This window comes from Couchioplanes azureus, assembly GCF_014648355.1.
GTDB classification, from domain to species: Bacteria; Actinomycetota; Actinomycetes; order Mycobacteriales; family Micromonosporaceae; genus Actinoplanes; species Actinoplanes azureus.
Window position 1 is genome coordinate 656,411 of the sequence record NZ_BMQY01000001.1, and the last position, 24,661, is coordinate 681,071.

Consider the following 24,661-nt stretch of genomic DNA (forward strand, 5'->3'; position numbering starts at 1 on the left):
GCCGGTCACCAGCCCTTCGCCATGGAGGCGCCAAGCCGGGCGGTGCGGGCGGCGCGGAGGTGGAAGATCGCCTTCACCAGCGCCGGCGCGGCGATGAAGATGACGATCAGGGCCTGGACCACCGTGACGAGCTCCAGGGAGATGCCGGTGAACGACTGCATGCGGTTTCCGCCGGCGCGCAGGGCGCCGAACAGGATCGCCGCGAGCAGCGTGCCCCACGGACGGTTGCGCCCGAGCAGCGCCACGAGCAGGCCGTCGAAGCCGATGTTGCCGGCCACCTGCGGGGTCAGGGCGTGCGCGGTGCCCAGCACCTGGGTGGCGCCGCCGAGACCGGCGAGGGCGCCGGCCGTGACCATGAGCAGGGTGTACGTCTTGGCAACGCTCATGCCCGCGGTCTTGGCGGCGGCCGGGTTGTGCCCCACCGCCCGCAGCTCGAAGCCGAACGCGGAGCGGTTGAGCAGCCAGGCGACCCCGGCGGTGGCCAGCACGGCCAGGATGATGCCGAGGTTGGCCCGCAGCTCGGCGCCGAACGACGGCAGCTGCGCCGACTCGTCGACGGCCTTGCTGATCGCGTCGCTGCGGCCGGGCTGCTGGATGCCCTTCTGCAGGATCAGCCAGCCCAGGAAGAGGTTGGCCGTGTAGTTCAGCATGATCGTCACGATGACCTCGTGGGCACCGGTGCGGGCCTTGAGGATGCCCGGCACGAAGCCCCAGAGCGCGCCGCCGAGGATGCCCGCCAGCAACGCCGCGATCAGGTGGATCACCGGCGGCAGCGGCAGGAAGAAGCCCGCCATCGCCGCGGTGATCGTGCCGATGATCGCCTGGCCCTGACCGCCGATGTTGAACAGGCCGCCGCGGAACGCCAGCGCCACGGAGAGTCCGGTGAAGACCAGCGGTGCGGCGTACGTGAGCGTCTCGGAGATCGGCGCGAAGACCGGCCGCCACGTGCCCGAGCCGTCGGCCCAGGCGGTGACGGCGGCCGGGTCGACGATCGCGCCCTTGAACAGGTCGGCGTACGCGGTGCTCACCAGCGTCCAGCTGGCGTTCAGCGCGTCGGCGGGCCGCGCGGTGAAGTAGGAGAAGGTGCTGAGCACCGCGGGGTCGGAGATGATGATCATGATCGCGCCGATGAGCATCGCCATCACGACCGAGAGCACCGTCACCGTCACGGTGTTGGCCGCCCACAGGTTGTGGACGAAGTGGCTCAGGAAGCCTTCCGGCTTCTGCGGCTCGGCAGGAGTCGCCTCCGTGACGGGAGCGCCCGTCGCGGTCTCCGCGGCCGTCTCGTCGGCGTCCTTCTGCGCGCCGACCGGTCCGTCGGTTGTCACTTCGTCCCCTTCTCTACGGCCTGGTCCCCGTCGGGCGCCGGGCCGTCCTTCGCTCCGGTGATGCCGGCCATCAGCAGGCCCAGCTCCTCGCGCGGGGTGTCCGGCGAGACGATCGCCAGGATCCGGCCCCGGTACATCACCGCCACCCGGTCCGCGAGCCCGACCACCTCGTCCAGCTCGCTGGACACCACGATCACGGCCGTGCCCACGTCGCGCTCGTGCACGATGCGGCTGTGGATGAACTCGATGGAGCCGACGTCCACGCCCCGGGTCGGCTGGGCGGCGATGAACAGCCGCAGCGGCCGGGACAGCTCGCGGGCCACCACGACCTTCTGCTGGTTACCGCCCGACAGCGTGCCCACGGGGGTGTCCGGCGACATCGTACGGATGTCGAACTGCTCCACCCGCTCGCGCGCCGACTTCGCGACCGCGGCCGGGTTGAGCTGGAAGGCGTTGCCGTACGGCGGCCGGTCGTACTGGTCCAGGACCAGGTTCTCCGCGACGGAGAACTCCTTGACCACACCGTCGAGGCTGCGGTCCTCGGGGACGTACCCGACGCCCGAGCGCAGGATCTGCTTGGTCGTCATGCCGGTGAGCTCTTCGTTGTCGACCTTGATCGACCCGGCGCGCGGGCGGCGCAGGCCCATCACCGCCTCGACGAGCTCCGTCTGCCCGTTGCCCTGCACGCCCGCGATGCCCAGCACCTCGCCCGCGCGGACGGTCAGGTCGACGCCGTCGACGGCGCGCACGCCGCGGTCGTCGTCGACGATCAGGCCGGAGACGTGCAGGACCTCGCGGCCGGGATCGGCGGGCGCCTTGTCCACCTCGAGGCTCACCGCGCGCCCGACCATGATCGCGGCCAGCTCGTCCTCGGCGGCGTCCGGGCTCGCGGTGCCGACGGTCCGTCCGCGCCGGATCACGGTGATCCGGTCGGCGATGGCCTTGACCTCTTTGAGCTTGTGGGTGATGAAGACGATGGACTTGCCGGCCTCGGTCAGCCCGCGCATGACCGCGAGCAGCTCGTCGGTCTCCTGCGGGGTGAGCACGGCGGTCGGCTCGTCGAGAATGAGCACGTCGACGTCGCGGGTGAGGGCCTTGACGATCTCCACGCGCTGCTGCGCGCCGACCGGCAGGTGCTCGACCAGCGCGTCGGGGTCGACCGGCAGGCCGTACTTCTCGGAGACCTCGAGGACCTCGCGCCGGGCCCGGCGGCGGTCCAGGAAGCCGGCCCGGGTCTTCTCGGCGCCGAGGGCGATGTTCTCGGCCACGGTGAAGACGGGTACCAGCATGAAGTGCTGGTGGACCATGCCGATGCCGGCGGCGATGGCGTCGCGGGGGCTGCGGAAGGTCCGCGCCTCGCCGTCGACGAGGATCTCGCCCTCGTCCGGCTGCAGCAGGCCGTAGAGCTGGTTCATGAGGGTGGACTTGCCGGCACCGTTCTCGCCGAGGAGGGCGTGAACCTCACCGGGCTCGACGGTCAGGTCGATGTGGTCGTTGGCCACCAGGTCGCCGAAGCGCTTGGTGATGCCGCGCAGCTCGAGTCTCAGCGCAATCTCCTGCAGACGAGGGGCCGGCCGCACAACGTGAGGGACGCGGTGACGGCCCGAGCAGAGCCGCCGCGCAGGCCACGGGGATCGCTCCCCGCGACCGCGCGGCGGCCGGTTTGCTAGATCAACTTACAAGTCACTTCTTGGGCGCGTTGGCCGACTCGACCTTGACCGTGCCCGCGATGATGTCCGCCTTGAGCTTGTCGACCTCGGACTTGAGGCCCGCGTCGACCTTGCTGTCGAACTGGTTGTACGGCGCCAGCGAGACGCCGTCGTTCTGCAGCGTGCCCAGGTAGCCCGGGGTGGCGGCGAGGGGCTTGCCCTGCGCGCCGTCGACCACGGCCTGCTCCACGGCGCCGGCGATGTTCTTGACCACGGTGGTCAGGAAGACGTCGCAGTACTGCTCGGCGCTCTTGCAGCCGTCCTGGTCCACCCAGACGACCGCGAGCTTGCCGCCGGACGCCTTGGCGACGTCCGCGGTGCCCAGGCCGGTGCCGCCGGCGACCGGCATGACCACGTCGGCGCCCTGCGAGACGAACGTGTTGGTGATCGTCTTGCCCTTGGCCTGGTCACCGAAGTTCTCGGCGAAGGTGCCGTTCTGCTTGGCCTTGTCCCAGCCGAGCACCTGCACGTTCTTGCTCTTGGTCTTGTTGTAGTGCGCCACGCCGTCGGCGAAGCCGTCCATGAAGACGGTGACCGGCGGGATCTTCAGACCGCCGTAGGTGGCGACCTTGCCGGACTTCGAGTAGCCCGCGGCGAGGTAGCCGGCGAGGAACGCGGCCTGCTCGGTGGCGAACTGCATCGGGTAGACGTTGGTCGCGCCCTCGACGGCGCTGTCCACGATGCCGAACTGCGCGTTGGGGTTCTCCGCCGCGACCTTCTTGGTCACGTCGCCCATCAGGCCGCCGACCGAGAGGATGAAGTTGCACTTCTGCGTGACGTACCCGCGCAGGTTGGGCTCGTAGTCGGCCTCGGCCGACGACGGCGCGTACTTCGGGTCGACGTTGCTCTGCGCCTGCTTGGCGGCCTGCAGGCCGGCCCACGCCGAGGCGTTGAAGGACCGGTCGTCGATGCCGCCGGTGTCAGTGACCATGCACGCCTTGTATCCCGCGGCAGCGCTCGCGCCGGAACCGCTCGGGGTGTCCTTCGGGGCGTCGCCACAGGCAGCGGCGGCGAGCGTCAGCCCACCCGCCGCGAGAATCGCAACGATTCGCTTCCCACTTACTGGGCGCAAGACGCCCTCCTTCCACAGCGCACCGACACTGCGCGGTGCATCTCAGGTCGGGAGCGTAACCGCAGGTAAAGTCCCCGTCAGGAAATCGGCCCGGACTGTTGGCTCACCGTTACCTGGCCGCAACCGGTGGTCCGACCGAATCGGCGTTCGGGTGCCAAACCGCAGGAAAGTCCGCCACGCTGGCCACAAACAGTCAATTTTCCGGCGAATGCGCCCGGTCCGCCGATGAATTTTCGGATATCGATGTCCGGGCTCGCGCCGCACGCCAGCCACGGACGCCCAGGACCCCCACGGTGGTGCCGATCGCCAGGGACGCGGTGATCAACAACGCGTGCACCCAGAGGAAGGACGTCGGCTCCCCGGCCGCGAAGGACCGGTCGTCCTTGGCGATGGCGACGCCGAAGCGCGGCCAGATCAGCCACGTCCAGACGCCGACCGCGACCAGGAAAGCGGACCACTTGCGGGAGAGCTGCACGCGGACCAGTATGCCGCGCCGTGTTCTGCCGGCTAGCCGGCCGTCGTGAGCTTGGCGGCGATTCGGCCGAAGCCCGCGCGCACCTCGGCCTCCGTGGGCGGACGGCCCGGCGTGGTGCGGCGCGGCTCGTCCTGGTCGAAGGTCTCGGCGGACAACTCGTCGGCGCCGGGGTCGCCCCCGGCCTTGGCGAGCTCGACCTCGGCACGGATCGCGTCGGCGTGGGCCAGCGGCAGCAGCGGCTCGACCACGGCCATCAGATCCTCGTCGGCGACGACGTCCTGGGCCAGGGCGAGGGCGTGGGGTCGCTCGTACGGGCCGCAGACCAGCGGCTCCCATCCCTCATCGTCGTCCAGCGGCCCGATGGTGATGATCCACGGCAGGTCGGCCACCGGCGAGCCCGGCGGCAGATGCAGCGTCACGAGTGTGCCCACACCGATCATCATTCCGGGCCCCGGTGCCGAATCCAGGTATTTTGCCCTACCGGAGCCGTTTTGTCGTCTGCCGAGAGGTCGACCACGCGGCCGTGCGGGCTGGTCGCCGCCCACGCCGCGCCGAACAGCAGCAGCTGGTTCAGCACGTAGAGATAGACCAGCAGGCCGACGGCGCTGGCGACCAGACCGTACGCGGGATTGCGCTGGATCAGCCCGACGAACGACTTGCCCACGGTGTTGAGCAGATAGATGCCGATCCCCACCTGGAGCACGGGCGGGGCCATCCGCCGCGCGGTCATCCGCAGCCGCGGGACGGCGGCCAGCAGGGCGGCCGCGAGCAGCATGTCGACCGCGATGGTGAGCACCACGCTGACCACGGAGAGCAGGAGGCCCAGGCGCCCGTCGGCGAGCCGTTCGAGCAGGACCTCCAGCCCGTAGACGGCGCACACCGACACGACGAGCAACAGCAGGATGCCGATCAGCACGAGCAGGTCGACCGCCTGCCGCACCCCGACGTAACCCGGCTGCTCGTTGAGCCGCCAGATCAGCCGCTGCGACGACCGGATCGCCTCGACCCACCCGACGCCGGTGAGGACCAGGCCGACGATGCCGACGATGCCGACCGTCTTGCCGCTGTCGAGGATCGCCTGCACGTCCAGGAACGGCAGGTTCGCCGCCAGGAAGTCCTGGACGACCTCGAACAGCGCCGCATTGGAGTTGATCAGGAAACCGAAGACCGAGTAGCCGATCAGTGCGAGCGCGAAGGCCGCGAAGAATCCGTAGTAGGCGATCGCCGCCGCCAGACGGCCGCCGTTGACCTCGTCGTAGCGCAGGGCGGCCCGGCACAGGTGGTCGAAGTAGCGGGAGCGGTGCCGCCAGGCCATGATCCGCGCCTCGACCACCGCGTACGCCCGGTCGATGGCGTTCACGCCGGTGACCGTACCCAATGGAGCAGCGATTTACGGGGTGCCGAGCGGATAGTCGCGGCGGCGTTGCCAGGGACGGTCGCCGGGCGCGGAGAGATCGTGCGAGAACAGCGTGAAGGCGGACACGTCGAACCGGGCCTCGAACTCGGCCAGGTCCTCGAAGACCGCATCGAGCGCGGCCGCGGCGACGTCCTGGGCGACCGTCACGTGCGGATGGTACGGAAACCGCGAGTCGCGCTCCACGCCCTCGGCGCCGGCGATCGCGGCGGCGAGCAGCTCACACTCGCTGATGCCGGCGGCCAGGGTGACGAACACGACCTCCGTGATCGGCCGGAACGTGCCGGTGCCCCGCAGGTGGACGGTGAAGGGCTCCTGCGCCGAGGCGACTTCCTCGAGATGCTTCTCGATCGCCGGCAGCGAGGCGGTGGAGACCTCCGTCGGGCCGAGCAGGGTGACGTGCGCGGGCGTGTACGCCGCCTGCGGGTCACCCGCCTCGGCCCGGCGCCGGGTCAGCAGCTCCCCCCAGGGCTCGGGGATGTCGATCGCGACGCCGATCCGCGTCGTGGGTGTCTCCGTCTGCGCCACCGGCGTCAGGCCCCGCGGGACGGGCTGAGGAAGCCGATGTTCTGGTACGCCTGGGACAGCGTCGCCGCCGCGACGGCCCGCGCCTTGTCCGCGCCGACCGCGAGGACCTTGTCGAGGTGGACCGGATCCTCCAGGTAGGCGCGGGTGCGCTCCTGGACCGGCTTGACGAACTCGACGACGATCTCGGCGAGGTCCTTCTTGAGGTCGCCGTAGCCGCGTCCGTCGTACTGTTCGAGCAGCTCGTCGATGGTCCGGCCGGTGAGCGCCGCGTACATGGTCAGCAGGTTGCTGATGCCGGGCTTGTTCTCCTCGTCGTAGAGGATCTCCCGGCCGGTGTCCGTGACCGCGGACTTGATCTTCTTGGCCGAGCGGGCCGGGTCGTCGAGCAGCTCGATGATGCCGTTCGGCGACGAGGCGGACTTCGACATCTTCGAGGTCGGGTCCTGCAGGTCGGTGATCTTGGCCGTATCCCGCACGATGTACGCCGACGGCACGGTGAACGTGCGCCCGAACCGGGTGTTGAACCGCTGTGCCAGGTCGCGGGTCAGCTCGAGGTGCTGCCGCTGGTCCTCGCCGACCGGCACGGCGTCGGCCTGGTAGAGCAGGATGTCGGCGGCCTGCAGGATCGGGTAGGTGAACAGGCCGACGCTGGTGGTGTCGGAGCCCTGCTTGGCGGACTTGTCCTTGAACTGCACCATGCGCCCGGCCTCGCCGAAGCCCGTGATGCAGCTCAGCACCCAGCCGAGCTGGGCGTGCTCCGGGACGTGCGACTGCACGAAGAGGGTGCAGCGCTCGGGGTCGAGCCCGAGGGCGAGCAGCTGCGCGACCGACAGCCGGGTCCTGTTCCGCAAGGCCACCGGATCGTGCCCCATGGTGATGGCGTGCAGGTCGACCACGCAGTAGAAGGCGTCCGCCGTTTCCTGCATGGCCACCCAGTTGCGCACCGCTCCGAGATAATTGCCGAGATGGAACGAGTCGGCGGTCGGCTGGATACCGGAAAGCACCCGGGGGCGGCGGTCGGGGTCGGACATGAGCGCCATTGTGTCAGTCTCGCCGGGCTTCCCGTCAAACGCCCGCCACCGTCCGACCCGGTGTTCGAGCGTGTTGACTTATGATTGTTATTGAGCGACTCTGGACCGAGCCCCAACCGCTACGAAAGGTCGTGTGGTGAAACTTCTCGTCACCGGAGGCGCCGGCTACGTCGGCAGCGTCACCAGCCGCCTGCTGCTCGACGCCGGTCACGAGGTGGTCGTTCTGGACAACCTCAGCACCGGCTTCCGCGAAGCGGTCGCGCCCGACGCTACCTTCGTCGAGGCCGACATCGCCGACGCCGCCTCGGTGCTGACCCCGGATTCGGGCTTCGACGCCGTGCTGCACTTCGCCGGGCTGATCGCCGCGGGCGAGTCGATGGTCAAGCCCGAGCTGTACTGGGACCACAACGTCACCCGCTCCCTGGCGCTGCTCGAGGCCGTCCGCGCCGCCCGGGTCCCCCGCCTCGTCTTCTCCTCCACCGCGGCCGTCTACGGCAACCCGACCGAGCTGCCCATCACCGAGTCCGCCACCAAGGCGCCCACCAACACGTACGGCGCCACCAAGCTGACGTTCGACTTCGCGCTCACCTCGGAGGCGTTCGCACACGGGCTGGCGGCCGTGTCACTGCGCTACTTCAACGTGGCCGGCGCCCTGATCCGCGCCGACGGCACCGCCATCGGCGAGCGGCACGACCCGGAGACGCACCTCATCCCCATCGCGTTGCAGGCGGCCGCCGGCAAGCGGGACAAGCTGCAGCTCTTCGGCGACGACTACCCGACGATCGACGGCACCTGCGTCCGCGACTACATCCACGTGGCCGACCTCGCCCGCGCCCACCTGCTCGCCCTCGACGCGGCGACCGGCGGCGAGCACAAGATCTACAACCTGGGCAACGGCAACGGCTTCTCCAACCGCCAGGTCGTCGAGGTGGCCCGCGACGTCACCGGCGCCGCGCTCGACGTCGAGGTGGCCCCGCGGCGCGACGGCGACCCCGCCACCCTGGTCGCCTCGTCGGAGCGCGCCCGCGACGAGCTCGGCTGGGTGCCGGAGAAGGCCACGTTGCAGGACATGATCGGCGACGCCTGGGAGTTCTACCGCACTCACGTCGCGTGAGCTGACCCCGTCATGGATGTCGCGGCCTCGGCCACGGCGGCCTTCCGCGCCGCCTTCGGCACCGATCCGGCCGGCCTCTGGGCCGCGCCCGGACGGGTCAACCTGATCGGCGAGCACACCGACTACAACGCCGGCTACGTGCTGCCCTTCGCCCTGCCCCAGCAGGTGGTGGCGGCCGCGGCACCCGGCGACGGGCCGGGATGGACGGTCTGCTCGGACCTCGCCCCGGGGGCGGTGACCTTCGCCGACCCGGCACCCGGCACGGTCGAGGGCTGGGCGGCGTACGTGGCGGGCGTGGTGTGGGCGCTGCGCGAGGCCGGGCACACCGTGCCGCCCGCCCGGCTCGCGCTCGCCTCCGACGTGCCGGTCGGCGCCGGGGTCTCCTCCTCGGCGGCGCTGGAGTCCGCGGTGCTCACGGCGCTCGCCGACCTGGGCGGGCTCGACCTCCCGCCGGCCCGGCGGCCCGCGCTCGCCCAGCGCGCCGAGAACGGCTACGTGGGCGCGCCGACCGGGATCATGGACCAGTCGGCCTCGCTGCGCTGCGAGGCCGGCCGGGCGCTCTTCCTGGACTGCCGGTCGCTGGAGATCGAGCAGATCCCCTTCGACCTGGCGGCCGAGGGGCTGGCCGTGCTGGTCGTCGACAGCAACACCCCGCACCGGCACATCGACGGCGAGTACGGCGCCCGCCGGGCATCCTGCGAGGCGGCGGCCCGGATCCTCGGCGTGCCGGCGCTGCGCGACGTGCCCACCGGCGAGCTCGACGCCGCGCTCGCGCGGCTCGGCGACGAGGTCATGCGCCGCCGGGTCCGTCACATCGTCACCGAGAACCAGCGGGTGCTCGACATTGTGGGCCTGCTGCGCGCGGGGCGCATCCGGGAGATCGGCCCGCTCCTCACCGCGTCGCACGTCTCCATGCGCGACGACTTCGAGATCACCGTCGACCGGGTGGACGTGGCGGTCGAGGCGGCGCTCGCCGCGGGCGCGTACGGCGCCCGGATGACCGGCGGCGGCTTCGGCGGCTGCGTCCTGGCTCTGATCGACACCGAGGCGGCCACGGCCGTCACCCGAGCGATCGAGGAGGCCTACCGCACCCGCTCCTTCGCCCCGCCGACCGCCTGGTCCGCCACCCCTGGCCCGGGGGCCCGCCGGCTCTGATCGGCATATCCGCGGGATCGGACGGGTATGCGCAGGGCATGACAGTCGAATCGGAAGAGCACCGGCCGAACGAGTACGGCTTCTCCGGCGCCGCCACCGCGCCCGAGCCCGAGCGCGCGCCCGAGCCGGCCGGGAAGGTCGACGGCGAGAGCATCGCGGTGCCCGCCGGCGACATCACCGGCGCGGTCAGCGAGGCGATCGAGGACGCGACGACCCGCGACGACGACCGCTGACGCGGACCAGCCCGCCCGGCCCGGGGCCGGACGGGCTGGTCGGCGACCGTGGCGTCAGGCGGCCTCGATGATCATGCCGGCGCCGACCGTGCGGTTGGTCGTCTCGTCGATCAGGATGAAGCCGCCGGTGGTGCGGTTGCGGCGGTACTCGTCCGCGAGCAGCGGCAGGGTGGTGCGCAGGCGGACCCGGCCGATCTCGTTCAGCCCCAGCTGCGGCGCGCCCTCGTCGCGGTGCAGGGTGTTCACGTCGAGCCGGTACTGCAGGCCGCGGATGACGGTCCGGGCGGTCCGCGTGGTGTGCTTGATCGTGTACTTCCCGCCGACCCGCAGCGGCGCGGTCTCGTCCATCCAGCAGATCATCGCCTCGATGTCCTGGGCGACCGCCGGGGCGTTGTGCGGCCGGCAGATCATGTCGCCGCGGGAGATGTCGATCTCGTCGGCCAGCCGGACCGTCACCGACATCGGCGGGAAGGCCTCGTCGACCGGGCCGTCGGCGGTGTCGATCGCCGCGATCTTGCTGGTCATGCCGGAAGGCAGCACCATCACGTCGTCGCCCGGCTTGAGCACGCCCGAGGCCACCTGGCCGGCGTAGCCGCGGTAGTCGGTCACGGTGGTGGACTGCGGCCGGATCACGTACTGCACCGGGAAGCGGACGTCGACCAGGTTGCGGTCGGACGCGATGTGCACGTGCTCCAGGTGGTGGAGCAGCGACGGGCCCTCGTACCAGGGGCTCTTCTCGGAGCGGGAGGCGATGTTGTCGCCCTCCAGCGCGGAGATCGGGATGATGGTGAGGTCCGTGATGTCCAGCTTCGCGGCGAACGAGGTGAACTCGTCGGCGATCCGGTCGTAGACCTCCTTGTCCCAGCCGACCAGGTCCATCTTGTTGACGCAGAGGACGAGGTGCGGCACGCGCAGCAGCGAGGTCAGGAACGCGTGCCGGCGGGACTGCTCGACCAGGCCCTTGCGGGCGTCCACCAGGATCAGCGCCAGGTCGGCCGTGGAGGCCCCGGTGACCATGTTGCGGGTGTACTGGATGTGGCCCGGGGTGTCCGCGATGATGAACTTGCGCCGCGGCGTGGCGAAGTAGCGGTATGCCACGTCGATGGTGATGCCCTGCTCACGCTCGGCCCGCAGGCCGTCGGTGAGCAGCGCGAGGTTGGTGTACTCGTCGCCGCGCGCGGCGCTGACCGCCTCGACCGCCTCGAGCTGGTCGGAGAAGAGCGACTTGGTGTCGTAGAGCAGGCGGCCGATCAGCGTCGACTTCCCGTCGTCGACGCTGCCCGCGGTGGCGAACCGCAGCAGGTCCATGTTGCGGGCGGCGGCCGCCTCGGTCTCCAGAACTGCCTGACTCATCAGAAGTAGCCTTCCCGCTTGCGGTCTTCCATCGCGGCCTCGCTGACCTTGTCGTCGCCCCGGGTGGCGCCGCGCTCGGTGATCCGGGTCGCCGCCACCTCGTCGATGACCTTCTCGACGGTGTCGGCGTCGGAGAGCACGGCGGCGGTCTGCGACGCGTCGCCGACCGTGCGGTAGCGCACCCGGCGGGTCTCGACCTTCTCGCCCTCCCTGGGGACGATGAACTCGTTGACCGCGTAGAACATCCCGTCGCGCTCGACGACCTCGCGGTCGTGGGCGTAGTAGATGCTCGGCAGCGCGATGTTCTCCTTGGCGATGTAGTGCCACACGTCCAGCTCGGTCCAGTTGGAGAGCGGGAAGACGCGGATCGACTCGCCGGGGTGGTGGCGCCCGTTGTAGAGCGACCAGAGCTCGGGACGCTGGTTCTTCGGGTCCCACTGGCCGAACTCGTCGCGGAAGCTGAACATCCGCTCCTTGGCGCGGGCCTTCTCCTCGTCGCGGCGGGCGCCGCCGAAGAGGGCGTCGAAGCGGTACTTCTCCACCGCGGCCAGCAGCACCGGCGTCTGGATCCGGTTGCGGGTGCCGTCGGGCAGCTCGCGGACCAGGCCGGAGTCGATCGCCTCCTGCACGCTGGCGACGACCAGGTTGAGGGCCAGCTCGGAGACCCGGGCGTCGCGGTACTCCAGGACCTCGGGGAAGTTGTGACCGGTGTCGACGTGCATGACCGGGAAGGGGATGCGCGCCGGGGCGAAGGCCTTCTCGGCCAGCCGCAGCATCACGATCGAGTCCTTGCCGCCGGAGAAGAGCAGGACGGGCCGCTCGAACTCCGCCATGACCTCGCGCATCACGAAGATGCTCTCGGCCTCCAGGGCGTCGAGATGGGATACGCGATAGGGCTTCGCCTGGCTCACAGGATCCCTAGCCTTTCGATGTGCGTGTGTGCAGGGGTCAGGTTAGCGGGAGGTGACGCTGCAGCGCTGCAAGCAGACGGGGAGCAAGATCCTTGCGACAGACCAGGAGATCCGGCAGTTTGGGATCGGCCTGGTTGTATTTCAACTCACTTCCATCGATTCGGCTAGCGTGCAGTCCAGTGGCTGACGCCACAGCGACGGGCGCGGCGCTGTCCCACTCGTACTGGCCGCCCGCGTGCACGTAGGCGTCGGCCTCCCCGCTGATCACCGCGGCGATCTTGACGCCGGCCGATCCCATGGGCACCAGCTCCGCGCCGATGTCCTCGGCGAGGGCGGTGACGAAGGCCGGCGGGCGGGTGCGGCTCGCGGCGATCCGGATCGGGCCGCCGGTGGCGGCGGCGAGCGGCAGCGGCGGGTAGGCCGGAATGTTGTCCGTGGCGAGCGTCCGGTGCTGGGCCGGCATCGCGACCGCCCCGGCCGCCAGGCAGCTCGGGCTCGAGCAGTCGGCGGTCCAGAGCGCCACGTGCACCGCCCAGTCGGCGCGGCCCTCCTCGGAGAACTCGCGGGTGCCGTCCAGCGGGTCGACGATCCAGACCCGGGAGGCGTCCAGCCGGTCCGGGCGCACGATGCCGTGCTCGCCGTCCTGCCACGCGACGCGGGAGTGGTCGTCCTCCTCCGACAGCACCGCGTCGGCCGGGCGCCACCGGGCGAGCTCCGTCCGCAGCAGGTCGTGCGCGGCCTTGTCGCCGGCCGCCTTCAGGGCCTTGCCGTCCGCGTACCCCATCTCCGCACGGACCTGGAGCAGCACCTGGCCGGCGCGGTCCGCCAGCCAGCGGGCGAACGCGGAGTCGTTGACCGGCGGCGTGCCGCCGGGCTCCGGTTCCCGCTGACCCGCTACGCGTGCCGACGTCCCTGTCTGCTCGCTCATCGCTCTCCTCATGATTCAGTACGCTCCCGACGATCGCACCACGGCGGTCATGGTCCGCAAAAGGATCACCAGGTCCAAACTCAGGGACCAGTTCTCCACATAGCGCAGGTCCAGCCTGACCGCCTCCTCCCACGGAAGGTCCGAGCGACCGGAAACCTGCCAGAGGCCCGTCATGCCCGGTTTGACCGCGAGCCGGCGCCGCACGTCGTCGGCGTAGGCCGCGACCTCCGACGGCAACGGCGGACGCGGGCCGACCAACGACATCTGGCCCGACAGGACGTTGAGAAGCTGGGGCAGCTCGTCCAGCGAAAGCCGGCGCAACCACCGTCCGACCGGGGTCACGCGCGGGTCGTCGCGGATTTTGAAGAGCACACCGTCGTGCTCGTTGAGGTGCCGGAGCTCGGCCAGCCGGGCCTCGGCATCGACATACATGCTGCGGAACTTGAAGATGCGGAACGGGGAGCCGTCGCGGCCGACCCGGACCTGCCGAAAGAGTACCGGCCCGCGCGAGGTCAGCCGGACACAGAGTGCGACGGTTAACAGCAGCGGACCGAACAGGACCAGGAGAAACAGGGCACCGAGGCGGTCGAAGAGGTCCTTGACGATCCGCGCGCCGCCGTGCAGCCGCGGATGCTCGACGTGCAGCATCGGCAGCCCGTCGAACGGGCGGATCGTGGTCCGGGCCCCGGCGACGTCGATCAGCGCGCTCGCCACGATCAGGTCGACCTCGTCGCGCTCCAGGCGCCACGCGAGCCGGCGCAGCGCCACCCCGTCGAGCTCGGGGCAGCTCAGCACCACGACCGTGTCCGCGTCGGCGGCGTCCACCGCGGTCGCCACGTCGTCGAAGGTGCCGTAGACGGGCAGATCCACGTCGCTGGCCTTGGGCCGGGGCCGGCCGTCGCGCCGCTCGGCGTGGTCACCGGGACCCCGCCCGGCGTGCTCGTCGGGGCTGCCGTCGGGCTCGGGCGGCAGGCAGGCGCCGACGACCTCCAGGCCGTGGTAGCGCTCGCGGCGTAACTGCCGGGTGATCGCGATGACGGACAACTCGTGCCCCACCACCAGCACCCGGCGCAGGCTCGCGCCCCGCGCCCGTTCCAGATGCAGGCGCTTGCGCAGGGCGAAGCGCAGGACCACGGCCGTGACGGTGGCGGTCGGCAGCGCGGCGAGGACGTACGACCGGGCGAGCTCCAGCTCCAGCGCGTACGAGACGACGGCCACGCCCGCGATCAGGCCCACTCCCCCGCGGAACACACGCTGGTATTCATCCGTGCCGACGAACAGGAAGCGGCGCTCGTACGCCCGGCTGACCACCAGCACCGCCAGCAGCGCCACCGGCAACAGCGCGGACAGCAGCAGATACCAGCGGTTGTACGTGGTCACTTCGTCGCCGAAGCGCAGCCCGAAGGTCACCGCCCCGGCCGTCACCCCGGCGAGGAGGTCGCTGCCGACCAGGGTCCGCACGTAACGGCGCTCCCAGCGCTGACGCCTCGACATCGCGGCGTGCTTGCCGCGGACCCGGACGAAGGGCCGCCCCGCGGGCCGGGCCGCCGACGACCGGTTGGGCCGCGGCGACCACAGCCGGTCCACGGCCTGGTTCTTCGCGCGTTCGCTCGCGAGCCACCCGCCGGCACCCGCCTGGGGCGGCCCGTTGTCCTCGTCGCCCGCGGGCCGGGCCGGGGAGGGGATCTTGCTGTTGCGGGCCCGGTCCCGGTACGGCGACGGGCGATGCGGGCGTGGCCCGTGGTTGGCCGGCGGATGGTTCGCCGGACCGTGGCGCTCCGGGACGTCGGCCCGGGCCGGCTCCGAGCCGCCCCGCTGCTGGACGGTCGGCAGGACCACGGTGGGTTCGTCGATCGCCGCCTTGCGGCTTCCGGACAGGTCCTGTGTCACCCGAACCTCCCCCGCGCCGTCAGATCACGCGCACCGTTGTGGGTGCGGCTATGTGACCAACGCGCTAACGGCAGGCGGCGTCACGGGACCGATAGACGGACAAAACGGTCCAAACGATCTATCCGTTCGCCCCTCATGGGATCAATTCCCGTGGTATTTGTTCTGCGCCCACTCGACGCCCTCGACCACCACGGCCTCCACCACATCCGCCGCCCGGTCGACGAGAAACTCCAGCTCCTTGCGCTCCACACCGGAGAAGTCGGAGAGCACGAAGTCGGCCGGATCCTGCCGCCCCGGAGGCCGCCCGATGCCGAACCGGACCCGGGCGTACTCCTTGGTGCTCAGCGACTTCGACATGGACCGGAGACCGTTGTGACCACCCTCACCGCCACCACGCTTCACGCGGACCTGGCCGTACGGCACGTCCAGCTCGTCGTGGACGGCGATCACCTGCTCGACCGGCACCTTGAAGAACTGCGCCAGCGCCGCCACCGGGGCCCCGGACAGATTCATGTACGTCAGCGGCTTGACGAGAATGAGCTTCGGTCCACCGAACCCGAGCCGCCCCTCCGCCACCTCGGCCACCGCGCGCTTGTGCCGGCCGAACTTGCCGCCGACCCGGGACGCCAGCAGGTCCGCGACCATGAACCCGACGTTGTGCCGGTTGCCCGCGTACTCCCGGCCGGGGTTACCCAGACCCACCACCAGCCAGGGTGCGTCCTCCGCCATCAACCCTCCTCACGAAAACAGGGAAAGTGCCGGCCGGCACTTTCCCTGTTCGGCGCTTTGCCCGGTCAGCCGGCGGCTTCCTCGGTCGACTCGCCCTCGGCGGCCTCGGCAGCCTCACCGGTGTCGCCCTCCATCTGGGCGGCGGTCTGGGCCTGCGACACGATCGCGATGACGTGGCCCGGGTCCACGGCCAGCTGGGTGCCCTTCGGCAGCGTGACGTCGCCGGCGGTCACCTGCGCACCGGCCTCCAGGCCCTCGATGGAGACCTCGAGAGCGGCCGGCACGTGCAGTGCCTCGGCGGTCACCGAGAGCGTCGTGCTCTCGCTCACCACGAGGGTGTTCTTGGCGGCCTCGCCGACCAGCGTCACCGGGACGTCGACCTGCACCTGCTCGCCGCGCTTCACGATGATCAGGTCGACGTGCTCGTAGGTGTCCTTGATCGGGTCGCGCTGGATCGCCTTCGGCAGCGCGAGCGTGGCGCCCGAGCCGCCGGCGATGTCGATCGTGAACACCTGGTTGAGGCCGCCGTGCCGGATCGCGGCCGCGAACTCACGCGCCGGCAGCGCGATGTGCTGCGGCTTCTCGCCGTGGCCGTACAGCACGGCGGGCACCAGGCCGGCCCGGCGCGTGCGGCGGGCACCACCCTTGCCGAACTCGGTGCGGGGCTCGGCGCTGATCTTTACCTCGGACACGGGGAAACTCCTGAAACTCTGAATCGGGCTGCGTCTAAGTCTGCGGGCTACGGGCGGTGATCGGCGGGGGCCGAGCGGTGGTGGTGCTCAGTGCTCGGCAGGGGCGCACTGGGCACAGGCCCGGAGCACCGCGTCGATCACGGTGCCTCAAGCGAACTCCGCAAACCTGCAGCAGACCGCGTGGCACCCTCGCCGTGGCAACCGCACTAGCTTACCTGCTCATGCCACGCCTTAGCGGGCGGGTCCCGAGGGCTCACTCTCCCTGCGAAAAGTTCACCCGCCTGATGCAACTTGCACAGGCCCCCGCGCGGCCGCGGATCAGCCGCCCGACCCGGGCGCCCGAACGCCCGGTCCCGGGCGTGGCTGAAGGCCGGTCGGGGCAGAGCCGGAGGCTTGTCGGGACGAAGCCGAAGGCTGGTCGGGACGAAGCCCGCGCAAGCGGGAAGCGGCGCTGCGGACGGCGGCGCTGCGGACGGCGGCGCTGCGGACGGCGGCGCTGCGGACGGCGGCGCTGCGAACGAGGGCCGGTTCCGGACTAGCTCAGGCCGCCGAAGAGGGTGGTCACCGAGCCGTCGTCGAAGACCTCGCGGATGGCCCGGGCCAGCAGCGGCGCGATCGACAGCACGGTGATCTTGTCCAGCCGCTTCTCCGGCGGCAGCGGCAGCGTGTTGGTCACCACCAGCTCGGAGATCTTGCTGTTCTTCAGCCGCTCGGTCGCCGGGTCCGACAGCAGCGCGTGCGTCGACGCCACGATCACGTCCGCCGCGCCGGCGTCGAAGAGGATGTCCGCGGCCTTGGTGATGGTGCCGCCGGTGTCGATCATGTCGTCGACCACGAGGCAGACCCGGCCCTCGACCTCGCCGACCACGCGGTTGGCGACGACCTGGTTGGGCTTCAGGGGATCGCGCGTCTTGTGGATGAACGCCAGCGGGCAGCCGCCCAGCCGGTCCGTCCAGCGCTCCGCCACCCGCACCCGGCCCGAGTCCGGCGCCACCACCGTCATCGGCCGGCCCTCGAACTTGCGCTGGACGTGCTCGGCCAGGATGTCCATGGCGAACAGGTGGTCCACCGGGCCGTCGAAGAATCCCTGGATCTGCGCGGTGTGCAGATCGACGGTGAGGATGCGGTTGGCGCCCGCGGTCTTCAGCAGGTCGGCGACCAGCCGGGCCGAGATCGGCTCCCGGCCGCGGTGCTTCTTGTCCTGCCGCGAGTACGGGTAGAACGGCAGCACCACGGTGATCCGCTTGGCCGACCCCCGCTTGAGGGCGTCGATCATGATCAGGGTCTCCATGACCCACCGGTTCACGCCCTCGGTGACCGACTGCACCACGAAGGCGTCGGAGCCGCGGACGGACTCCTTGAACCGGACGAAGATCTCGCCGTTCGCGAACTCGTACGAGTCCGACGGCGTGGGCGCCACGCCCAGCACCTGGCCGATCTCCTCGGCAAGCTCCGGAAAGCCCTGCCCGGAGAAAAGCATCAGACTCTTACGGTTCTCCGCGACGATGCTGCCCATGGGCTCGTCCGCTCCCGTGGCTCGAGGGGGTGGTGTTCAGGTGAAGTATTACCCGCGGCCGCCGGAAGGCCACGTGCCGGATCCGCGTCGTGGGATGCCTCACCCCAGCTTGCGCAACCGCGTTCTCAGTGCCTAGGACCGTGCCGGGCGCACCCGGCACGGCAGGCGGTGTCATCGTCACTCGCCGGATTCGGGGGCCGCCTTCTCCGCCGCCTCCGCGGAGACCGTGCCGGGCCGCTTCCGCGCCGTCCAGCCCTCGATGTTGCGCTGCTGCGCGCGCGTCACGCCCAGGTTGCCGGCCGGCACGTCCTTGGCGACGGCGCTGCCCGCCGCCACGTACGCCCCCGGCCCGATCTCCACCGGCGCGATCAGCACGGTGTCGCTGCCGACGAACGCGGCCTCGCCGATCGTCGTGTGGTGCTTGGCGACCCCGTCGTAGTTGGCGAAGATCGTGCCCGCGCCGATGTTCGACTTCGGGCCCACGGTCGCGTCGCCGACGTACGACAGGTGCGGCACCTTCGCGCCCGCCCCGAGCTCGGCGTTCTTGGTCTCGACGAAACCGCCGACCTTCGCCTTGCGCCCCAGCCGCGTGCCCGGCCGCAGGTAGGAATACGGGCCCACGGTGGCCTCCGGGCCGATCTCCGCGCCCAGCGAGTGCGACCGCAGCACCGTCGCCCCCTGCTCCACGACCGTGTCGACGAGCGTCGTGTCCGGCCCGACCACCGCACCGGTCGCGACCCTGGTGGAGCCCTGGAGCTGCGAGTTCTGGTCGACCACCGCGTCCGGCTCGAGGGTCACGGTGACGTCGATCCAGGTCGTCGCCGGGTCCATGATCGAGACCCCGGAGCGCATCCAGGCGGTGTTGATCCGGTCGCGCAGCAGCGACCGCAGCCGCGCCAGCTCGGCCCGGTCGTTGCACCCGAGCGTCTCCCGCGAGTCCGCCGCGACGTACACGCCGACCGGGTGCCCGACCGCCGCCAGGATCCCGAAGACGTCGGTGAGGTATTCCTCGCCCTGGTCGTTGTCGGTGGACAGCTTGCCGAGCGCCTCCCGCAGCAGGGTGGCGTCGAAGGCGTAGATGCCGGCGTTGATCTCCCGGATCGCCCGGACCTCGGCGGAGGCGTCCCGCTCCTCCACGATGCGTTCGAGATTGCCGTCGGCGCCGCGCACGATCCGCCCGAGCCCGGTCGGGTCGGCCACCTCGGCGGCGAGCACGGTCGCGCCGGTGCGGGCGTTCTCGTGCGCGGCGACGAGGGCCTCGACGGTCTCCGGCCGCAGCAGCGGCACGTCGGCGTTCAGCACCACCACGGTGCCGGTCGCCTCGGGGATGGCCTCGAGGGCGATGCGCACGGCGTGCCCGGTGCCGTTCTGCTCGGCCTGCAGCACCGGGGTGGCGCCGGGCTCGATCTCGGCGAGGTGGGCGCGCACCTGGTCGGCCTTGTGCCCCACGACCACGACGGTCCGCGACGCCTGCGCGGCCTCGGCCGCGTGCAGGACGTGACCGAGCAGTGTCCGCCCGAGCAGCGGGTGGAGCATCTTGGGCGTGGCGGACTTCATCCGCTTGCCCTCGCCCGCGGCGAGGACGACGACGGTACGGCTCGGGGCCTGGCTCACGCGGGACTCCATCGTTTGCAGTGTGTCAGAGAAGCGGCGCCAGCCTAGCCGCAGGAAGAAAGCTCCCGGGAGAGGATTCGAACCCCTATAAACGGCACCAAAAGCCGCGGTCCTACCATTAGACGACCCGGGAGGGTTAAGCGGACAAAGCGACCTAGGTCATGTACGCGGGTTACATACTAGCGTCTCCCCGGACTCGGACACCTCGACCATCTGGCAGCCACGACCAGGATCCCGCACGCCGCCGTCCGGCGTGGACGGGTTGTGCGTCTTCGGTACCGGGCGGGGGAGAACACGGTTCGGCGGTCAGGCCTTGGGGTGAGCGGCGAGGAAGGTCCAGATCGTGGCGGTGGCGTTCAGGGCCGTGGACGGCGGGTCGAGCTTGAGCAGGCGCTGGGCCGCCGGGGCCGGCTTCGACCCCGGCCATTGGTGCCCCGCGCCGGCGACGGTGATCAGCTCCACCGCGCGGCCCTGCGGGCAGGTCGCCACCGAGGTCGTCACCGCACCCGACTTGGTGGTGGCCGGGGCCGGGCAGCCGGCCGTGCGGCGCCAGGTGTCGATGAGCGACGGCACCGACGGGCCGTCGATCTTCACCGGGAGGCGGCCGTTGCCCGCGTTGCTGCGGCGGCCCGGGCCTCCGCCGTACGGGACGGTGGGGTCCTGGTCGCCGTGGATGTGGATGACCGAGATCGGCGCGGGGTCGTCGCACTCGTTGAGCATGGTGCCCGCCACCGGGGCGATGGCGGCGAAGACGGTCGTCTCGCAGGCGAGGCGGTAGGCGAGCATCGCGCCGTTGGAGATGCCCGTCGCGTAGACGCGCTTCGGGTCCACCCCGGGCACCGCCGCCACCAGCTTGGTGATGAAGCCGACGTCGTCCACGTCGTCGCGGGCCGCCACGCCGCAGCAGTCCGGGCTGACGTTCCAGGTGCGGTTGACGCCGTCGGGGTAGGCGACCAGGAAGCCGCCCTTGTCGGCCTCGGCGTCCCAGCCGTACGCCTGCTCGGCCTGCCGGCCGGTGCCCACCGCGCCGTGCAGCACCACGACGAGGGGCGCGCCGGCCTTGGCGGAGGCGGGCCGGTACAGCGCATACGTACGGCTACGGCCGTCGACGGTCAGTGCCGCGCTGGATAGGCCGACCGGCAGGGCCGACGTGGGCCCGGGCGCACCGGTCGTGCCGCCCGGCGCGGCGGAGGCGGGCGCGGAGGAAGCGGAGGGGGCGCCGTCCGACGGGGCGGAGCTCGGCGCGGGGGACGGGTCGCGGCGGTCGCGGCCGGTGCAGCCGGCGAGGAGCAGCAGGAGCACGGCCGCGAGGGCGGTCTGGCGCTTCATGGGACCAGCCTTCCTCGGCGATGTTCGGGGATTGTTCGGGCGCGGTCAGGGACGGGACCGGGCGGGCATCCACGGTGGATACCCGCCCGGCCGGTCATCGACGCTTGTTCATCTCGATGAGCTCCCAGCCACCCTGGGGGCGCAGGTCGAACCGCTCGGTACGCAGGTTCATCGGATTGGCCATGCCGATGTAGAGCCCGCCCTTGCCGTTCGGGATCATGTTGCGGATGCCGTAGTTGAGGTAGTTGCCGAGGCCCCGGACGTTCACCGCCTGGGCCGGGGAGTTCGCGTCGGGGAACATGTAGAGGTCGCCGCCGAACTTGGTCGGGTCGATCAGGGGGGTGTGCCAGTTGTCCGGGTCGGCCAGGGCACGCTGGGCCCGGGCATTGACCGGGGGCTGGGGTGCCGCGCCGGCGAGCAGGTCCTTGACCAGGTAGCTCCAGTCCATGGTGCCGACGAAGAGCTTGTTGTCGACCACCGTCATGCGCCACGTGTAGTTGTTGAACAGGTAGCCGAAGCCCGACTTGCCGTACAGGGGCGTGAAGTTGGTGGGCTTGTCGGACCAGGTGGACGTGGCCGGGTCCCAGGCGGGGAGGGTCTTCTCGCCGTACAGAAGCTCGATCTTCTGGGTCGGCGTGCCCAGGTCCTTGCCGCGCCAGATGCTGATCGCGCGCTGGGTCTTGACCGACTGGTCCTTGGCGGCCTGGTCGGTGGCGGGCGGGTAGACGGTGGCGTGCACCATGCTGGACTTCATCGGGACGTGCATGGTGCCCCAGTAGACGTAGCCGTCGAACGCGGCGATGCCACCGCCGCCGTAGGTGGCGGAGACGACGCGGTCCTGCTCGTACTGGCGGGCGTTCCAGACCTGGCGCCAGCCGGCCTTGTCCTCGTCGTTGAGGCCGGGCAGGCCGTCGGCGAGCTTGGGGCTGATCCACAGGCCGGCCAGCATCTGCTGGCTGGTGGGCTGCTCGGCGGGCCAGCTGGTGGCGGCGATGCGGCCGTCGTAGACGGTCAGGTCGGCGGCCTGCACGGGCAGGCTGGCGACGGTGGTGAAGTCGAAGGGCCGGGCGGTGTCGCCGTTCCAGCGCCAGACGGCGCCGCCGGCGGAGCCGTTGCGGCCGATGCCGACGCCGAGGTAGAGGGCGTCCTCGGCGACGAGGAAGGTACGGATGTTGCCGAAGTCCGGGAAGTTGATCGAGCCGAGGTACTGCTGGGTGGTGGCGTCGAAGGCGAACATGTTGAGGGTGTTCTCGAGCGCCGGGCCGCCGAGCAGGACGACGTTGCCCATGGTGCCGGCGGCGCGCAGGCCGACGGTGTGCGACAGGCGCAGGGCGTCGTCGGGGGACTTGGCGCGGATCTCGGCGCTCTTGTCGACCGAGCGTCCGGTGGCGATGTCGTAGGTCCACACCTCGGGCGCGCGCATGTCGCCCATGTAGTCCGGGATCGCCTGGTCGGCCTTGCGGGCCTGGCTCTCGCCGTACTCGCAGGTCCAGTTGTCGTTGGCGGTCGGCTTGACGTAGTCGAGGGTGGCGCCGCTGACCAGGCAGTGCACGTTGGCCCCGGTGCCGAACCAGAGGGTCTTGCCGACCTGGGTGAGGCCCCAGACGTACGCCTGGTTGACCTTCGGCTTACCGGTCTGGCAGCGGGGGCCGGCGGGATACGCCTTCCCGACGCCGTCGAAGCACTCGTCCGCCTTGGCCTTGGCGAGCCGGGTGAACGTGTAGTCGAACCGCGCCGGGGCGGCCGTGGCGGGCGCCACCGCGGCGCCGGCGGCGACGAGTGCCACCGCCCCCGCCGACAGGACCCTTCGTATATTGGTCAACTTCGATTCCTTTCCGAGACGCAAGGAGCGCCCGCCGCGGCGGTCCGCGGGGGCGCAGAGGAGCTGGCGGGCGGGCGGGCGGCGTCGTGGGATGCACCGCCCGCCCACGCTTGCGGTGTTACGTGCGGGGCGCGGTGAGCTTGATCAGCTCCCAGCCGCCCTCCGGAACGTCGTCGGCGGGGTCGGTCCGCAGGTTCATCGGGTCGGCCATGCCGAGATACAGGTCCGGACCGTCCGGGATCATGTTGCGTATCCCGTAGTTGAGGTAGTTGCCGACGCCTTGGGTGTTCACCGCCTGGGCCTTCTCCGACGTGGACGGGAAGACCCAGAGGTCACCGCCGTACACGGCGGGGTCGATCGGCGGCGGCGCCACGTCGCGGACCCGGATGCCGGGGTTCTCGCCGACGATGTGCTGGACGATGTAGCTCCAGTCCATCGTCCCTACGTAGAGCCGTTTCCCGGCGACGGTCATCCGCCAGGTGTAGTTGTTGAAGGGATTGTCGAAACCGGACTTGCCGTAGAGCGGCGTCCAGCCGGTGGGCACCGAGGTCCAGGCCCCGGTCGCCGGGTCGTACGCGGGTAGCGCCGTCGCCCCGTAGAGCAGCTCGATCTTCTGGGTCGGCAGGCCCAGATCCCTGCCGCGCCAGATGCTGATGGCCCGCTGGGTGTTCGCCGCCTGGGCCTGCTTGGACTCGTCGGTGGTCTGCGGGTAGACCTGCTGGTGCACCTTGGTCGACTTCAGCGGCACGTGCATCGTGCCCCAGTAGAGATAGCCGCCGTAGGAGGCGATCCCGCCCCCGCCGTAGGTCGCGGCGACCACCCGGTCGGTCTCGTACTGGCGCACATGCCAGGCCTGCCGCCACCCGGCCGCGTCCTCGGCGTTGAGCCCGGGCGCGCCGTCGGCGAGCGCGGGGCTGAGCCAGACGCCGGCCAGCTGGGCGGGCGAGGCGGGCTGGTTGGCCGGCCAGCTGGTCGCGGCGACCCGCCCGTCGTGGTACGCGAGATCGGCCGCCTGCACCGGCAGGTTCGCCACGATCTCGAAGGCGAACGGGTCGGCCAGGCTCCCGGTCCAGCGCAGCACGCCACCGCCGGAGCCGCCGTTGGCCCCGATGCCGACGCCGAGGTACAGCTCCTTCTCGGCGACCAGGAACGTGCGGATGTTGCCGTACTGGGGAAGGTTGACCGAGCCGAGGAAGCGCCTGGTCCGGGCGTCGAACGCGAACAGGTTGAGCGAGTCGTTGAGCGCCGGGCCGCCGAGCAGGACGACACCGTCGAGGTTGCCGGCGGCGCGCAGGCCGATGGTGGTGCGCAGCCGCTCCGCGTCGCCGGTACTCTTCGCCCGGATCTCCGCGCTCTTGTTCACCTTCCGCTTCGTGTACGCGTGGTAGAGCCACACCTCCGGGGCGCGCTGGTCGCCGATCTCCACCGGCCAGTCCGGGTCGTTCGCGACGATCTGGCTCTCGCCGTACTCGCAGACGTAGTCGTCGTTGACCACCGGCTTGACGTTGTCCAGCGTGGCGCCGCCGACCAGGCAGTTGACGTTGGCGCCGGTGCCGAACCAGATGTCGGCGCCGACCCGGGTGAGGCCCCACACGTACGCCTGGCTGACCTTGGCCTGGCCCACGGCGCACGGCGGCCCCGGCGGATAGGGGTTGCCGATGCCGTCGAAACACTCGTCGGGAGCCGCCTTCGCCAGCAGCGTGAAGGTGTAGGAGCCGTCGGCGGCGGCGACGGGGGTCGCCGGGGCGGTCAGGCCGAGGAGAACGACTGCGGCGGCGGTGCCGAGTCTGCGCAGAGAAGCTCTCACGGGGGGTCCTC

General features: G+C 71.0%; 22 protein-coding genes and 1 tRNA gene. 3 read left to right on the top strand and 20 right to left on the bottom strand.

All coding sequences use genetic code 11. The features are described from left to right. Nucleotides 1-5: 5 nt before the first annotated feature. From IEY99_RS03025 to trpS, 8 genes are all read right to left on the bottom strand, one after another. On the bottom strand, nt 6-1,328 hold the full coding sequence (locus tag IEY99_RS03025) for an ABC transporter permease (protein ID WP_189199111.1): 1,323 nt from the start codon (nt 1,326-1,328) through the stop codon (nt 6-8). Then, the gene (locus IEY99_RS03030; RefSeq protein WP_308427008.1) at nt 1,325-2,908 is read right to left on the bottom strand and encodes an ABC transporter ATP-binding protein; all 1,584 of its coding nucleotides are present in this window, start codon (nt 2,906-2,908) and stop codon (nt 1,325-1,327) included. Before IEY99_RS03030 ends, IEY99_RS03025 begins: the two co-directional genes overlap by 4 nt. A gap of 103 nt (nt 2,909-3,011) precedes the next feature. After that, nucleotides 3,012-4,109 carry a BMP family lipoprotein gene (locus tag IEY99_RS03035; RefSeq protein ID WP_189199112.1) on the bottom strand — a complete coding sequence of 366 codons (1,098 nt, stop codon included), beginning with the start codon at nt 4,107-4,109 and terminating at the stop codon, nt 3,012-3,014. Between the two features lie 193 nt (nt 4,110-4,302). Continuing rightward, nucleotides 4,303-4,584 carry an SCO4848 family membrane protein gene (locus IEY99_RS03040; RefSeq protein WP_189199113.1) on the bottom strand — a complete coding sequence of 94 codons (282 nt, stop codon included), beginning with the start codon at nt 4,582-4,584 and terminating at the stop codon, nt 4,303-4,305. A gap of 32 nt (nt 4,585-4,616) precedes the next feature. Further along, on the bottom strand, nt 4,617-5,015 hold the full coding sequence (locus IEY99_RS03045) for a hypothetical protein (protein WP_189199114.1): 399 nt from the start codon (nt 5,013-5,015) through the stop codon (nt 4,617-4,619). Nucleotides 5,016-5,023: 8 nt separating this feature from the next. Then, the gene (locus IEY99_RS03050) at nt 5,024-5,944 is read right to left on the bottom strand and encodes a YihY/virulence factor BrkB family protein (protein WP_189199115.1); all 921 of its coding nucleotides are present in this window, start codon (nt 5,942-5,944) and stop codon (nt 5,024-5,026) included. 30 nt (nt 5,945-5,974) lie between these two features. Beyond that, the gene (locus IEY99_RS03055; RefSeq protein ID WP_229798049.1) at nt 5,975-6,526 is read right to left on the bottom strand and encodes a 2'-5' RNA ligase family protein; all 552 of its coding nucleotides are present in this window, start codon (nt 6,524-6,526) and stop codon (nt 5,975-5,977) included. A 5-nt stretch (nt 6,527-6,531) separates the two neighbouring features. Further along, on the bottom strand, nt 6,532-7,557 hold the full coding sequence (gene trpS, locus IEY99_RS03060) for a tryptophan--tRNA ligase (protein ID WP_189199116.1): 1,026 nt from the start codon (nt 7,555-7,557) through the stop codon (nt 6,532-6,534). 136 nt (nt 7,558-7,693) lie between these two features. Here trpS and galE point away from each other — a divergent pair, with 136 nt between their 5' ends. Genes galE through IEY99_RS03075 form a run of 3 tightly spaced genes read left to right on the top strand, consistent with a single transcriptional unit; the run spans nt 7,694 to nt 10,059 of the window. Next, nucleotides 7,694-8,671, top strand: a complete 978-nt coding sequence (gene galE, locus IEY99_RS03065; RefSeq protein WP_189199117.1) for a UDP-glucose 4-epimerase GalE — start codon at nt 7,694-7,696, stop codon at nt 8,669-8,671. Between the two features lie 12 nt (nt 8,672-8,683). Continuing rightward, nucleotides 8,684-9,826 (top strand): galactokinase, encoded by a 1,143-nt coding sequence (galK, locus tag IEY99_RS03070; protein WP_189199118.1) that lies wholly within the window; start codon nt 8,684-8,686, stop codon nt 9,824-9,826. A gap of 38 nt (nt 9,827-9,864) precedes the next feature. Next, nucleotides 9,865-10,059, top strand: coding sequence for a hypothetical protein (locus IEY99_RS03075; RefSeq protein ID WP_189199119.1), 195 nt, complete (start codon nt 9,865-9,867; stop codon nt 10,057-10,059). A gap of 54 nt (nt 10,060-10,113) precedes the next feature. On the opposite strand, the gene cysN is transcribed toward IEY99_RS03075, so the two are convergent. The 12 genes from cysN to IEY99_RS03135 form a co-directional block, all read right to left on the bottom strand. Continuing rightward, complete coding sequence (cysN, locus tag IEY99_RS03080) at nt 10,114-11,412, bottom strand: sulfate adenylyltransferase subunit CysN (protein ID WP_189199120.1); 1,299 nt, start codon at nt 11,410-11,412, stop codon at nt 10,114-10,116. Then, on the bottom strand, nt 11,412-12,323 hold the full coding sequence (gene cysD / locus IEY99_RS03085; protein WP_189199121.1) for a sulfate adenylyltransferase subunit CysD: 912 nt from the start codon (nt 12,321-12,323) through the stop codon (nt 11,412-11,414). Before cysD ends, cysN begins: the two co-directional genes overlap by 1 nt. Before the next feature lie 37 nt (nt 12,324-12,360). Continuing rightward, entirely contained in the window at nt 12,361-13,251 is an 891-nt protein-coding gene (locus tag IEY99_RS03090; protein ID WP_189199122.1) for a 3'(2'),5'-bisphosphate nucleotidase CysQ, read from the bottom strand. Nucleotides 13,252-13,266: 15 nt separating this feature from the next. After that, the gene (locus IEY99_RS03095; protein WP_229798050.1) at nt 13,267-15,141 is read right to left on the bottom strand and encodes a sugar transferase; all 1,875 of its coding nucleotides are present in this window, start codon (nt 15,139-15,141) and stop codon (nt 13,267-13,269) included. A 141-nt stretch (nt 15,142-15,282) separates the two neighbouring features. Next, nucleotides 15,283-15,870, bottom strand: coding sequence for an aminoacyl-tRNA hydrolase (pth, locus tag IEY99_RS03100; RefSeq protein ID WP_189199123.1), 588 nt, complete (start codon nt 15,868-15,870; stop codon nt 15,283-15,285). A 65-nt stretch (nt 15,871-15,935) separates the two neighbouring features. After that, nucleotides 15,936-16,562, bottom strand: coding sequence for a 50S ribosomal protein L25/general stress protein Ctc (locus tag IEY99_RS03105; RefSeq protein ID WP_189199124.1), 627 nt, complete (start codon nt 16,560-16,562; stop codon nt 15,936-15,938). Between the two features lie 535 nt (nt 16,563-17,097). Next, nucleotides 17,098-18,078: a ribose-phosphate diphosphokinase gene (locus IEY99_RS03110; RefSeq protein ID WP_189199125.1), complete on the bottom strand. Its 981-nt coding sequence runs from the start codon at nt 18,076-18,078 to the stop codon at nt 17,098-17,100. Nucleotides 18,079-18,255: 177 nt separating this feature from the next. Then, the gene (gene glmU / locus IEY99_RS03115) at nt 18,256-19,692 is read right to left on the bottom strand and encodes a bifunctional UDP-N-acetylglucosamine diphosphorylase/glucosamine-1-phosphate N-acetyltransferase GlmU (protein ID WP_189199126.1); all 1,437 of its coding nucleotides are present in this window, start codon (nt 19,690-19,692) and stop codon (nt 18,256-18,258) included. Nucleotides 19,693-19,754: 62 nt separating this feature from the next. Beyond that, nucleotides 19,755-19,825, bottom strand: a tRNA-Gln gene (locus tag IEY99_RS03120). Nucleotides 19,826-19,998: 173 nt separating this feature from the next. After that, nucleotides 19,999-21,021 carry an extracellular catalytic domain type 1 short-chain-length polyhydroxyalkanoate depolymerase gene (locus IEY99_RS03125; RefSeq protein WP_229798052.1) on the bottom strand — a complete coding sequence of 341 codons (1,023 nt, stop codon included), beginning with the start codon at nt 21,019-21,021 and terminating at the stop codon, nt 19,999-20,001. Between the two features lie 94 nt (nt 21,022-21,115). Then, a complete protein-coding gene (locus tag IEY99_RS03130) occupies nt 21,116-22,843 on the bottom strand; it encodes a hypothetical protein (protein ID WP_189199127.1) in 1,728 nt (575 codons plus the stop codon). A 118-nt stretch (nt 22,844-22,961) separates the two neighbouring features. Continuing rightward, nucleotides 22,962-24,650, bottom strand: coding sequence for a hypothetical protein (locus IEY99_RS03135; RefSeq protein WP_229798054.1), 1,689 nt, complete (start codon nt 24,648-24,650; stop codon nt 22,962-22,964). Nucleotides 24,651-24,661: the final 11 nt, after the last annotated feature.

What these genes read in the sequence shown, in the direction of transcription:
- IEY99_RS03075 (WP_189199119.1), top strand. Translation starts at nt 9,865, where the DNA reads ATGACAGTCGAATCGGAAGAGCACCGGCCGAACGAGTACGGCTTCTCC.
- pth (WP_189199123.1), bottom strand. Translation starts at nt 15,870, where the DNA reads ATGGCGGAGGACGCACCCTGGCTGGTGGTGGGTCTGGGTAACCCCGGC.
- galK (WP_189199118.1), top strand. Translation starts at nt 8,684, where the DNA reads ATGGATGTCGCGGCCTCGGCCACGGCGGCCTTCCGCGCCGCCTTCGGC.
- IEY99_RS03090 (WP_189199122.1), bottom strand. Translation starts at nt 13,251, where the DNA reads ATGAGCGAGCAGACAGGGACGTCGGCACGCGTAGCGGGTCAGCGGGAA.
- trpS (WP_189199116.1), bottom strand. Translation starts at nt 7,557, where the DNA reads ATGTCCGACCCCGACCGCCGCCCCCGGGTGCTTTCCGGTATCCAGCCG.
- cysN (WP_189199120.1), bottom strand. Translation starts at nt 11,412, where the DNA reads ATGAGTCAGGCAGTTCTGGAGACCGAGGCGGCCGCCGCCCGCAACATG.
- IEY99_RS03110 (WP_189199125.1), bottom strand. Translation starts at nt 18,078, where the DNA reads ATGGGCAGCATCGTCGCGGAGAACCGTAAGAGTCTGATGCTTTTCTCC.
- IEY99_RS03125 (WP_229798052.1), bottom strand. Translation starts at nt 21,021, where the DNA reads ATGAAGCGCCAGACCGCCCTCGCGGCCGTGCTCCTGCTGCTCCTCGCC.